This window comes from Salmonella sp. SA14318, from assembly GCF_029866905.1.
Classification (GTDB): domain Bacteria; phylum Pseudomonadota; class Gammaproteobacteria; order Enterobacterales; family Enterobacteriaceae; genus Salmonella; species Salmonella enterica.
Window position 1 is genome coordinate 1,507,259 of sequence record NZ_CP123282.1, and the last position, 12,678, is coordinate 1,519,936.

Here is a 12,678-nt window from a genome sequence, read left to right on the forward strand (position 1 = left end):
AGCGAGGCTGGCGGTGTGAAATCAGGCAGTCAGACGGCTCGCGTCCTGCGCGATAACCAGTTCTTCGTTGGTTGGGATCACCACCGCCGGACGGGTACCTTCTTTGTTGATGAAACCAGATTTGCCGAAGCGGGCCGCCAGGTTACGTTCGTGGTCGACTTCAAAGCCCAGCACGCCCAGTTTACCCAGAGACAGTTCGCGAACCATCGCGGCGTTTTCACCGATACCGCCGGTGAACACGACTGCATCCAGACGACCGTCCATCAGAGCGGTGTAAGAACCGATGTACTTCGCCAGGCGGTGGCAGTAAACGTCCATCGCACGTTTAGCGTCTTCTTTGGTGGCGTAGTTGTCTTCAACATAACGGCAGTCGCTGGTCACTTCAGTCAGACCCAGCAGACCGGACTCTTTGGTCAGCATTTTGTTGATCTGATCCACGCTCATGCCCAGAGTGTCGTGCAGGTGGAAGATAATCGCAGGGTCGATATCGCCGGAACGGGTACCCATGACCAGGCCTTCCAGCGGGGTCAGACCCATAGAGGTATCCACGCATTTACCGTTACGGATAGCGGAAACAGAACCGCCGTTGCCCAGGTGGCAGGTGATAATGTTCAGTTCTTCTACCGGCTTGTTCAGCATTTTTGCCGCTTCCTGAGTTACATAGAAGTGGCTGGTGCCGTGTGCGCCATAGCGACGAACGCCGTGTTCTTTATACAGGCTGTACGGCAGGGCATACAGGTAAGATTCTTCCGGCATGGTCTGATGGAAGGCGGTGTCGAATACTGCAACGTTTTTATCTTTCAGCTGCGGGAAAGATTTCAGCGCTTCGGCGATACCAATCAGGTGAGCCGGGTTATGCAGCGGTGCGAAAGAGGCGGAATCTTTGATGCCCTGAATGACGGACTCATCAATGACTACGGAGCTGGTATACTTCTCGCCGCCGTGTACGATACGGTGACCAATTGCAGTTAACTGCGCAGACAGTTCTGGTTTTTGTGCCAGAATAGTGTTAACGATAAAGTTCAGCGCTTCACTGTGAGCGGCGCCTGCACCTAAAGCCGCTTCTTGTTTACTGCCGTCCATTTTCCATTTGATGCGTGCTTCTGGCAGATGGAAACATTCGGCTAAACCAGAAAGGTATTCATCACCATTAACTGCATCAATAATTGCAAATTTCAGTGAAGAACTACCGCAGTTCAGAACCAGTACTAACTTACTCGACATGGAAGTACCTATTTATGATACGTGGCTAAAAAAACGTCAGTGAGCCATAGAGCGTAGCGCATGATAGCCCTGACATTTATGATTAACATCATGCGCAGGAGTTTTTTTGGGCATGATGGAAGAAATACCTTTGAGTCTATGCCATTTTGCGTATTTTTCAGCCAATGGCATACTATGTGTAATATTGACGACTCAATGATTTTAAACTACCGGCCTTTGACAGGCCGACACAGGATACCTGATAGTGGGTATCGAAGACAAAATGTTTTGAACGTTGTCCCTCGCAGTTGTTGTTTTGCACAAATTTTTTAAATTTTATATGTGAAGTTGAGGTAGGCCATGTCGACACCGGATAATCGCTCCGTAAATTTTTTTAGCTTATTTCGCCGGGGGCAGCACTACGCGAAGACGTGGCCGATGGAAAAGCGGCTGGCGCCCGTTTTCGTCGAAAACCGCGTCATTCGTATGACGCGCTATGCCATACGATTTATGCCGCCTGTCGCCGTTTTTACATTATGCTGGCAGATAGCGCTGGGCGGTCAGTTAGGTCCGGCCGTGGCGACCGCCCTGTTCGCCCTGAGCTTGCCTATGCAGGGATTATGGTGGTTAGGGAAACGTTCTGTGACGCCATTGCCGCCTTCAATCCTTAACTGGTTTTACGAAGTTCGCGGTAAATTGCAGGAGGCTGGACAAGCGCTGGCGCCGGTAGAAGGAAAGCCGGATTACCAGGCATTAGCTGACACGCTTAAGCGCGCCTTCAAACAACTGGATAAAACTTTCCTGGATGATTTGTAATTGACCCCGGATTACGCATATAAAAGAAGGCATACCAATGCCTTCTTTTTTTCATCGCCATAGCGTGATACAGGAGTTCAAAATGGAAATGACCAACGCGCAACGTCTGATTTTGTCTAACCAGTACAAAATGATGACGATGCTCGATCCCACCAACGCCGAGCGTTACCGTCGCTTACAAACAATTATTGAACGCGGCTACGGCCTGCAGATGCGCGAGCTGGATCGCGAGTTTGGCGAGCTGACGGAAGAGACCTGTCGTACCATCATCGATATTATGGAGATGTACCATGCGCTGCACGTCTCCTGGACCAACCTCAAAGATACGCAAGCCATCGACGAACGTCGCGTCACCTTCCTGGGGTTTGACGCCGCGACGGAAGCGCGTTACCTCGGCTATGTCCGTTTTATGGTGAATATAGAAGGACGCTACACTCACTTTGACGCCGGGACACACGGCTTTAATGCCCAGACGCCGATGTGGGAAAAATACCAGCGGATGTTGAATGTCTGGCATGCCTGCCCGCGTCAGTACCACCTGAGCGCGAATGAAATCAATCAAATCATTAATGCCTGAGGAGGCTCGCGTGCAGTGTAAAGGTTTTCTGTTTGATCTGGATGGAACGTTGGTTGACTCATTACCTGCCGTTGAACGCGCGTGGTGTAGCTGGGCCGATCGTTTTAACCTTGCTCATGATGATGTGCTGGGCTTTATTCATGGCAAACAGGCGATCACCTCGTTGCGGCATTTTATGGCGGGTAAATCGGAGGCGGAAATTGCCGCTGAGTTTACGCGCCTGGAGCAAATAGAAGCCACTGAAACCGCAGGGATCACCGCGCTGCCGGGGGCAGTCGATTTACTCAATCACCTGAATAAAGCGGGCATTCCGTGGGCTATCGTCACCTCCGGTTCAATGCCGGTCGCGCGTGCGCGCCATCAGGTCGCGGGCCTTCCAGCGCCAGAGGTGTTTGTCACCGCCGAACGAGTCAAACGCGGCAAACCGGAGCCGGATGCGTATTTGCTGGGCGCACAACTGCTTGGCCTGGCCCCTCAGGAGTGCGTCGTAGTAGAAGATGCCCCGGCTGGCGTGCTGTCCGGACTGGCTGCGGGCTGCCACGTCATTGCGGTCAATGCGCCGGCCGACACGCCGCGTCTGGCGGATGTTGATTTTGCGTTGGATAGCCTGACGCAATTATCGGTCGCTAAACAACCAAACGGCGATGTGGTGGTGTTAAGAAAGACCTGATCATGATATCGCCCCGCTTTGGCGGGGCATATTTATGGCAGAATCGCGTTATCTTCTCATCTGACAAGGATATGTTGTGAACGGTGAATTGATTTGGGTTCTCTCTTTACTGGCGATTGCCGTCGTGTTGTTTGCGACGGGCAAAGTACGTATGGATGCGGTGGCTTTATTCGTCATTGTTGCTTTTGTCCTTAGCGGTACCTTGACCCTTCCGGAAGCCTTCTCCGGCTTTAGCGATCCGAATGTCATTCTTATCGCCGCCTTATTTATTATTGGCGACGGCCTCGTGCGCACCGGCGTTGCGACGGTGGTCGGTACCTGGCTGGTTAAAATGGCGGGCAGCAGTGAAATCAAAATGCTGGTTTTACTGATGATCACCGTCGCCGGACTTGGCGCTTTCATGAGTTCAACCGGCGTGGTGGCGATTTTTATCCCCGTTGTTCTTAGCGTTTCTATGCATATGCAGACCTCGCCTTCGCGCCTGATGATGCCGCTGAGTTTTGCCGGGCTTATCAGCGGAATGATGACGCTGGTGGCGACGCCGCCGAACCTGGTGGTTAACAGTGAACTGCTGCGTGAAGGCCTGCACGGGTTCAACTTTTTTAGCGTGACGCCGCTGGGGATAGTGGTGTTGGCGCTCGGCATTGTTTATATGCTGGTGATGCGCTTCATGCTAAAAGGCGATGCGCCCGGACAACAGGCCGGTAAGCGTCGCACTTTCCGCGATCTTATCCGCGAGTACCGTCTGACGGGGCGCGCTCGGCGTCTGGCGATTCGCCCCGGTTCGCCGATGGTGGGACAGCGGCTGGACGACCTTAAACTGCGCGAACGTTACGGCGCCAATGTCATCGGCGTTGAACGCTGGCGGCGCTTTCGGCGGGTTATCGTCAATGTGAACGGCGTATCGGAGTTTCGCGCTCGCGACGTTCTGCTGATTGATATGTCGGCGGCGGAGGTTGACCTCAGAGAGTTCTGCGCCGAGCAACTGCTGGAACCGATGGTATTGCGTGGAGAATATTTTTCCGATCAGGCGTTGGATGTTGGCATGGCGGAAATTTCGCTTATTCCGGAGTCTGAACTGATAGGCAAGTCGGTGCGTGAAATCGCCTTCCGTACACGTTACGGGCTGAATGTGGTCGGCCTGAAACGCGACGGCGTCGCGCTGGAAGGGTCGCTGGCCGATGAGCCGTTATTGATGGGCGATATCATTCTGGTCGTGGGGAACTGGAAGTTAATCAGCCTGCTGGGGCAAAAAGGCCGCGACTTTGTGGTGCTGAATATGCCGGTCGAGGTCAGCGAAGCCTCTCCTGCGCACAGCCAGGCGCCGCACGCCATTTTCTGCCTGGTACTGATGGTGGCGCTGATGTTGACCGATGAAATTCCCAACCCGATCGCGGCGATTATCGCCTGCCTGCTGATGGGTAAATTTCGCTGTATTGATGCTGAAAGCGCGTATAAAGCGATCCACTGGCCGAGCATTATCTTGATTGTGGGTATGATGCCGTTTGCGCAGGCGTTGCAAAAAACCGGCGGCGTCTCTCTGGTCGTGCAAGGGTTAATGAATATCGGCGGCGGCTATGGGCCGTATATGATGCTGGGATGCCTGTTCGTGCTGTGTGCCGTCATAGGACTGTTCATTTCTAACACGGCAACGGCGGTGCTGATGGCGCCGATTGCGCTGGCGGCGGCGAAATCGATGGGGGTGTCGCCCTATCCGTTTGCGATGGCGGTGGCGATGGCGGCATCCGCCGCCTTTATGACGCCGGTTTCATCGCCGGTCAATACTCTGGTTCTGGGGCCGGGAAACTATAGCTTTAGCGATTTTGTGAAGCTTGGCGTGCCGTTCACGCTTATTGTGATGGCGGTTTGTATTGTGATGATTCCGATGTTGTTTCCGTTTTAACCCAGGCTGGAAAAGGCCTGATGGCGCTACGCTTATCAGGCCTACGGGAAGAACGGTAGGCCGGATAAGGCGTTAGCCGCCATCCGGCAACTAAAGCGGTGAATCCTGGCTTATCTCGTCAAGAGAGAGATGGAAACTTGGTACGAACACCGCCATAAAATAGTCCATCTCCTGGCTGCGACGTAATTCCAGCGTTTTTTCCAGCCGCGTTTTTGCCAGTCCAAACTCATTGTTTCCCGCCGAGAGCTCTTCCAGGCATTTCAGGTAGGCGCAAAGCGCATCGGCCTGTTTTACGATTGCCTGTTCTTCTTCGCTCCAGGCATTCTCATCAATAAGCGGTGCGAAAATATCGCGTAATTCATCCGGCGCCATATCAACCAGCTTTTGCTGGGCGATTTTTTCGATCGCTTTATATTCCTGGGCTATCTGGGAATTAAAATATTTTACCGGCGTCGGCAGATCGCCGGTCAGTACTTCCGAGGCATCATGATACATCGCCAGAAGCGCGATGCGTTCAGCATTGAGCTGACCGCCAAATTTACGGTTTTTTATCGCCGCCAACGCATGGGCGACCATCGCCACCTGCAGACTATGTTCGGAGACGTTTTCCGTACGCACGTTACGCATCAGCGGCCAGCGGTTAATCAACTTCATGCGGGAGAGATGGGCGAAAAAATGGCTCTGCTTCATAGATTACCTTTTGTTTTCACTGCGGCAGACTTCATTGTGCGGGGAGGGGGATGAAGATGCAATTCAGGCTACCGAAGTAGCCTGAATTTAAGATTATTGATGGTAACCTGAGAGGAAACGCCCAAAGCGGTTGATGGCCATCTCCAGGTCATCTTCACGCGGTAGCGTCACAATGCGGAAGTGATCCGGCCACGGCCAGTTAAAGGCGGTACCTTGCACCAGCAGCACCTTTTCCTGTAGCAGGAAGTCCAGCACCATCTTCTGGTCGTCGTGAATATTAAAACGTTTAGCGTCGATCCTGGGGAACATGTACAACGCGCCGCGCGGTTTTACGCAGGAAACGCCGGGAATATCGTTAATCAACTCCCAGGCGCGGTTACGCTGTTCATACAGTCGACCGCCCGGCAGAATAAATTCGCTAATGCTTTGATAGCCGCCGAGCGCGGTCTGAATAGCATGTTGCGCCGGGACGTTGGCGCACAGGCGCATTGAGGCTAACATCTCCAGCCCTTCAATATAGCCTTTCGCATGTTTTTTCGGCCCGTTCAGCACCATCCAGCCCTGGCGGAAGCCGGCGACGCGATAGGTTTTAGACAACCCATTAAAGGTGATGGTCAGCAGATCAGGCGCCAGTGCGGCGATAGAGTGATGCTCGGCATCGTCATAGAGAATCTTGTCATAAATTTCATCGGCGAAGATGATGAGATTATGCTCGCGCGCAATGTTGACAATTTCCATCAACAATTCTTTAGAATAGACGGCGCCAGTAGGGTTGTTTGGATTAATAATGACAATACCACGCGTACGTGGGGTGATTTTGGCGCGGATATCGTCAAGGTCCGGGAACCAGTCGGAAGATTCATCGCAAAGATAATGTACCGCCTTGCCGCTGGAGAGCGATACCGCCGCTGTCCATAACGGATAATCGGGCGCGGGAACCAGCATTTCATCGCCACTGTTAAGCAACGCCTGCATCGCCTGAACGATCAGCTCGGAAACGCCGTTACCGATATAGATATCTTCCACGGTTACATCGCGCATTCCACGGGCCTGATAATGCTGCATAATCGCTTTACGGGCGGAATAAAGCCCTTTCGAGTCGCAATATCCTTGCGCCGTCGGCAAATTACGAATGACATCGACCAGAATTTCGTCCGGCGCTTCGAATCCGAAGGGGGCGGGGTTGCCGATATTCAGTTTAAGAACTTTATTACCTTCTTCCTCAAGGCGTTTCGCTTCTTTCAGAACGGGGCCACGAATGTCATAACAGACATTTTCGAGTTTGCTGGATTTTTCAATGGGGGACATGAATCTTGACCTTTTAGCTGTTATTGCCACTCCCTGCCGTGGAAGTCAGCACGAAACAATGTACTCCCACGACGGTGAGTTTTGAAGAGTGAACAGAAGAAGATTTTGTTTATTTTTAACGCGCTTTCGTGCTGTTTAAAACTTCATAAAATCATTTGGTTAGATGCATTTTCTATTTTTGTCTGTATGTATAGTGTTTTATTCTATATGATTGCGCGTAATGTGGTTTTTTATGTTGTCAGAAATTATCTGTTTTATGAGAGATAAGCATTCATCATTAGTGTCGCGCTGGCTATTTCGGAAATACTGAGTATTAAAGGTAAAATGAGAAGGTTAGACCTTTCCGGCGGCGGGGGGTGTGAAACTATTGTTAAGTATAATTAATGAATGGTAGAAATCTTAATTAATTATTATTTAATATTTAAAAAGCATTTACTAAAGTCGTAATAATATCTTTCTGGTCCGATTAGTATAACATATCCAAGATTAAGATTATTCGTAATAATACTTATAAATATAGCGGTTTTAGGTTAAGATAATGATCCGAAACGGGGGCGTAGTCTGCGTTGTCTGCTAATTTTCATGACGCGATTTTATACATAACCTATTGTTCAATATATTGTTTTTTGTATCTGTGCGTCTCGGTAAACTATTTGACGCTTGTTACAAGATTTACACGTCCATCATTAGCAGAAATCTGTAGACGCCTAAAGGTATGACACATTCTCTTTGATATATCCCAATCAGTTGCATTTGGTATTATATCAGTAAGTAAGAGAAGTGTTTTGGTCGTATTTTCAATTACATTCTAACATTTACCTGGGTAACCAGGCGGTACTGCGAAGGATGCACATTACAAATGGAATTGCTTGTTTCTGAATGCACAGCATTAACCAGGTCAGCCCGATATGACCCGCCAGTAAGTGAAAAATTATGATAAATGCAAATCGTCCGATAATTAACCTCGATCTCGATCTGCTGAGAACGTTCGTGGCCGTTGCCGATCTGAACACCTTCGCCGCGGCGGCGGCGGCGGTATGTCGTACTCAGTCTGCGGTCAGTCAGCAAATGCAGCGTCTTGAGCAACTCGTGGGAAAGGAATTGTTCGCCCGCCATGGCCGTAACAAACTTTTGACCGAACACGGTATCCAGCTTCTGGGGTACGCCAGAAAAATCCTGCGTTTTAATGATGAGGCGTGTTCATCATTAATGTTCAGTAATCTTCAGGGAGTGTTAACAATCGGCGCTTCTGATGAATCAGCTGATACTATCCTGCCTTTTTTGCTTAGCCGAATCAGCTCGGTTTATCCGAAACTCGCGCTTGATGTACGGGTAAAACGCAACGCCTATATGGTGGACATGGTTAAATCGCAGGAAGTAGATTTGGTGGTGACGACTAACCAACCTCATTCGCTGGACTGTCTGAATTTGCGGACCTCGCCCACCCATTGGTATTGTGCGGCTGAGTATGTTTTGCAAAGGGGAGAGCCCGTACCATTAGTCCTGCTGGACGATCCCAGCCCATTCCGCGATATGGTGCTGGAGACGCTAAATGCAGCGGGTATTCCCTGGCGGCTGGCCTATGTGGCGTCTACATTACCGGCGGTACGCGCGGCCGTTAAAGCCGGTCTTGGCGTAACGGCTCGACCTGTCGAAATGATGAGTCCCGACCTTCGCGTGCTGGGCGCCGCAGACGGATTACCGCCTTTGCCGGATACGGAATATCTGTTGTGCCGCGATCCCAATAGCCAGAACGAGCTGGCGATGGTGATTTTCCATGCGATGGAAAGCTATCAAAACCCATGGCATTACAACCAGTTTTCTGCAGAGGGCGGAGATGATCCGCTGATGGTGGAAGGGGGTTTTGAGTAGCTCGCAGGCAAAAGGCGCTAAGTCGTAAATGTAAAAAAGAGCCGCTGGCGATGAAAAAACGCTCAGTGGCTCTTTTTTTGTGCCCATCTGTACGCGCTTAACCGCACAAATTGTAAAAGTTGCGGTAAATCAGCCAGTAGCGATTCGCAGTTCAATGTGGGTAAAAAATAACCAGAACATCCATTTTATGAATTTGCATGTTAAAAAACTAGAGAAATTGTTGCTGTTTTAGGGGGTGAATTAACAAAAGCGTGTCACAGATCAAGAAAATACTCCCATTTAGGGGGAGGCATCTTCACAAATTCCTGTCAAAATAGGTGTGTGTTATTTCTTTTGCTTCACAACGGACACGATTCAACAACATAAAATCCCCCCTGGCCGAAGAGTCATTTTCTCCAGGATGGCACTTAATGTTAATGGTGATGAATTGATGTAAATTAATGTGAAGGAACTTTTGTTAAAGTTGACAAAAGGTTATAGAAAGGAGTAAAAAACCACATCAATTAGCTGTTTTTATCATTTTCTACAGTAATTGTAGGGTTTTTTTTATTCCTCCCCATGAATCGATGTGGCGCCCATCTGCCGTAAAGAGCAGAGAAACTGGCGCTACTTTTGATGAGTAAGCAATGAGTATGTCAACATCCACTGAAGTCATCGCTCATCACTGGGCATTCGCTATCTTTCTTATCGTTGCCATTGGCCTGTGCTGCCTGATGCTGGTAGGCGGTTGGTTTTTGGGCGGTCGCGCACGCGCGAGGCACAAGAACGTTCCGTTTGAATCAGGTATCGACTCGGTCGGCACCGCCCGCTTACGCCTGTCTGCCAAGTTTTACCTGGTAGCCATGTTCTTCGTTATCTTCGACGTTGAAGCGCTGTATCTGTTCGCATGGTCGACTTCTATCCGCGAAAGCGGCTGGGTTGGCTTTGTGGAAGCTGCAATTTTTATTTTTGTGTTACTGGCTGGTCTGGTTTATCTGGCGCGTATTGGCGCGTTGGACTGGACGCCCGCGCGTTCACGCCGCGAGCGTATGAACCCGGAAACGAACAGTATCGCTAATCGTCAACGCTAACCGCGAGGCATTAAGATGGATTATACGCTCACCCGCATAGATCCTAACGGTGAGAATGACCGTTACCCCCTGCAAAAACAGGAGATCGTAACCGACCCCCTGGAGCAGGAAGTTAACAAAAACGTGTTCATGGGCAAACTGCATGACATGGTTAACTGGGGCCGTAAAAACTCAATTTGGCCCTACAACTTCGGCCTTTCTTGCTGCTATGTAGAGATGGTGACCTCTTTTACCGCAGTGCATGACGTTGCCCGTTTCGGCGCGGAAGTGCTGCGTGCGTCGCCACGTCAGGCTGACCTGATGGTGGTGGCCGGTACCTGCTTTACCAAAATGGCCCCGGTTATTCAGCGTCTGTATGACCAAATGCTGGAGCCAAAATGGGTCATTTCTATGGGCGCCTGCGCCAACTCCGGCGGCATGTACGATATTTATTCGGTAGTGCAGGGCGTTGATAAGTTCATCCCGGTGGATGTGTATATCCCTGGCTGTCCGCCGCGTCCGGAAGCGTATATGCAGGCGTTGATGCTGCTGCAAGAATCGATTGGCAAAGAGCGCCGTCCGCTCTCATGGGTGGTGGGCGATCAGGGCGTGTATCGCGCCAATATGCAGCCAGAACGCGAACGTAAACGCGGCGAGCGTATTGCCGTCACGAACCTGCGTACCCCGGACGAGATTTAATTTGCGCCTGTCGGCAGCAGCACTTCACTTCGCTAACCACTATTTTAATAGCGCGAAGCACTGCCGACCACCACGGACCATTTGCAATGGTGAACAATATGACCGACTTAACCGCGCAAGACGCTGCATGGAGTACCCGCGATCATCTTGATGATCCGGTTATCGGCGAACTGCGCAACCGTTTTGGGCCGGATGCCTTTACCGTTCAGGCGACCCGCACCGGTATCCCCGTTGTTTGGGTCAAGCGTGAACAACTACTGGAGGTTGGCGATTTCTTAAAGAAACTGCCGAAACCTTACGTCATGCTGTTTGACTTACACGGCATGGATGAACGCCTGCGTACGCACCGTGACGGGTTACCCGCCGCGGATTTTTCCGTTTTCTACCACCTGATTTCCATTGAGCGTAATCGCGATATCATGCTCAAGGTGGCGTTGTCTGAAAACGACCTGCGCGTGCCGACCTTCACTAAACTTTTCCCTAACGCCAACTGGTACGAGCGTGAGACCTGGGAGATGTTTGGTATTGATATCGAAGGCCACCCGCACCTGACGCGCATCATGATGCCGCAAACCTGGGAAGGCCATCCGCTGCGTAAAGATTATCCGGCGCGCGCGACCGAATTCGACCCGTTTGAGCTGACCAAAGCCAAGCAGGATCTGGAGATGGAAGCGCTGACCTTTAAGCCGGAAGACTGGGGGATGAAGCGCGGGACTGACAACGAGGACTTTATGTTCCTCAACCTCGGCCCGAACCACCCGTCTGCGCACGGTGCGTTTCGTATTATCCTGCAACTTGACGGTGAAGAAATCGTCGACTGCGTGCCGGATATCGGCTATCACCACCGCGGCGCCGAAAAAATGGGCGAGCGCCAGTCCTGGCATAGCTACATTCCCTATACCGACCGTATCGAATACCTCGGTGGTTGCGTCAATGAAATGCCGTACGTGCTGGCGGTAGAAAAGTTGGCAGGGATCACCGTCCCGGATCGTGTGAACGTCATCCGCGTGATGCTCTCCGAACTGTTCCGCATTAACAGTCATCTGCTGTACATCTCGACCTTTATTCAGGACGTCGGCGCGATGACGCCGGTCTTCTTTGCCTTTACCGACCGGCAGAAAATTTATGACCTGGTGGAAGCCATTACCGGTTTCCGTATGCACCCGGCCTGGTTCCGTATCGGCGGCGTCGCGCACGACTTGCCGCGCGGTTGGGATCGCCTGCTGCGAGAGTTCCTTGAGTGGATGCCGAAGCGTCTGGATTCTTACGAGAAAGCCGCGTTGCGTAACACCATTCTGAAAGGGCGTTCGCAGGGCGTTGCCGCTTACGGCGCGAAAGAGGCGCTGGAGTGGGGCACCACCGGCGCAGGGCTGCGCGCGACCGGGATCGACTTCGACGTACGTAAATGGCGTCCATACTCTGGCTACGAAAACTTTGACTTTGAAGTGCCGGTGGGCGGCGGCGTTTCCGACTGCTATACCCGCGTGATGCTGAAAGTGGAAGAGCTGCGCCAGAGTCTGCGCATTCTTCAGCAGTGCCTCGATAACATGCCGGAAGGCCCGTTCAAAGCGGATCACCCGCTGACCACGCCGCCGCCGAAAGAGCGCACGCTGCAACATATCGAAACCCTGATCACCCACTTCCTGCAGGTCTCCTGGGGCCCGGTGATGCCGGCGCAGGAGTCCTTCCAGATGGTGGAAGCGACGAAGGGGATTAACAGTTACTACCTGACCAGCGACGGCAGCACTATGAGCTACCGTACCCGCGTGCGCACGCCGAGCTTTGCGCACCTGCAGCAGATTCCCTCGGCGATCCGCGGTAGCCTGGTCTCCGACCTGATTGTCTATCTGGGTAGTATCGATTTTGTTATGTCAGATGTGGACCGCTAATT

Annotated in this window: 12 protein-coding genes; 9 read left to right on the forward strand and 3 right to left on the reverse strand. The window is 51.6% G+C overall.

Going from position 1 to position 12,678, the window contains the following annotated elements; genetic code table 11:
- Nucleotides 1–21: 21 nt before the first annotated feature.
- A complete protein-coding gene (ackA, locus tag QEN32_RS07100; RefSeq protein WP_000095689.1) occupies nucleotides 22–1,224 on the reverse strand; it encodes an acetate kinase in 1,203 nt (400 codons plus the stop codon).
- A gap of 339 nt (nucleotides 1,225–1,563) precedes the next feature.
- On the opposite strand from ackA, the gene yfbV reads away from it, so the two are divergent.
- The 4 genes from yfbV (at nucleotide 1,564) to QEN32_RS07120 (ending at nucleotide 5,169) form a co-directional block, all read left to right on the forward strand.
- A complete protein-coding gene (gene yfbV / locus QEN32_RS07105) occupies nucleotides 1,564–2,019 on the forward strand; it encodes a terminus macrodomain insulation protein YfbV (RefSeq protein ID WP_000106617.1) in 456 nt (151 codons plus the stop codon).
- 82 nt (nucleotides 2,020–2,101) lie between these two features.
- Entirely contained in the window at nucleotides 2,102–2,596 is a 495-nt protein-coding gene (locus QEN32_RS07110; RefSeq protein ID WP_000426135.1) for a YfbU family protein, read from the forward strand.
- On the forward strand, nucleotides 2,589–3,266 hold the full coding sequence (locus QEN32_RS07115; protein WP_077907360.1) for a sugar phosphatase: 678 nt from the start codon (nucleotides 2,589–2,591) through the stop codon (nucleotides 3,264–3,266). The genes QEN32_RS07110 and QEN32_RS07115 overlap by 8 nt, the downstream gene beginning before the upstream one ends.
- 76 nt (nucleotides 3,267–3,342) lie before the next feature.
- Nucleotides 3,343–5,169, forward strand: coding sequence for an SLC13 family permease (locus QEN32_RS07120; RefSeq protein ID WP_001012857.1), 1,827 nt, complete (start codon nucleotides 3,343–3,345; stop codon nucleotides 5,167–5,169).
- Nucleotides 5,170–5,259: 90 nt separating this feature from the next.
- On the opposite strand, the gene yfbR is transcribed toward QEN32_RS07120, so the two are convergent.
- Both yfbR and alaA read right to left on the reverse strand, forming a co-directional pair.
- Nucleotides 5,260–5,859, reverse strand: a complete 600-nt coding sequence (yfbR, locus tag QEN32_RS07125; RefSeq protein WP_000813882.1) for a 5'-deoxynucleotidase — start codon at nucleotides 5,857–5,859, stop codon at nucleotides 5,260–5,262.
- Between the two features lie 93 nt (nucleotides 5,860–5,952).
- Entirely contained in the window at nucleotides 5,953–7,167 is a 1,215-nt protein-coding gene (gene alaA, locus QEN32_RS07130) for an alanine transaminase AlaA (protein WP_000074540.1), read from the reverse strand.
- 933 nt (nucleotides 7,168–8,100) lie between these two features.
- Here alaA and lrhA point away from each other — a divergent pair.
- From lrhA to nuoC, 5 genes are all read left to right on the forward strand, one after another.
- Nucleotides 8,101–9,039, forward strand: coding sequence for a transcriptional regulator LrhA (gene lrhA, locus QEN32_RS07135; RefSeq protein WP_000606288.1), 939 nt, complete (start codon nucleotides 8,101–8,103; stop codon nucleotides 9,037–9,039).
- Between the two features lie 79 nt (nucleotides 9,040–9,118).
- The gene (locus QEN32_RS07140) at nucleotides 9,119–9,271 is read left to right on the forward strand and encodes a hypothetical protein (protein WP_001121022.1); all 153 of its coding nucleotides are present in this window, start codon (nucleotides 9,119–9,121) and stop codon (nucleotides 9,269–9,271) included.
- A 394-nt stretch (nucleotides 9,272–9,665) separates the two neighbouring features.
- Nucleotides 9,666–10,109: an NADH-quinone oxidoreductase subunit NuoA gene (nuoA, locus tag QEN32_RS07145; RefSeq protein WP_000062993.1), complete on the forward strand. Its 444-nt coding sequence runs from the start codon at nucleotides 9,666–9,668 to the stop codon at nucleotides 10,107–10,109.
- Nucleotides 10,110–10,124: 15 nt separating this feature from the next.
- Complete coding sequence (nuoB, locus tag QEN32_RS07150) at nucleotides 10,125–10,787, forward strand: NADH-quinone oxidoreductase subunit NuoB (protein ID WP_000386728.1); 663 nt, start codon at nucleotides 10,125–10,127, stop codon at nucleotides 10,785–10,787.
- An 86-nt stretch (nucleotides 10,788–10,873) separates the two neighbouring features.
- A complete protein-coding gene (gene nuoC / locus QEN32_RS07155) occupies nucleotides 10,874–12,676 on the forward strand; it encodes an NADH-quinone oxidoreductase subunit C/D (protein WP_000247855.1) in 1,803 nt (600 codons plus the stop codon).
- Nucleotides 12,677–12,678 lie beyond the last annotated feature (2 nt).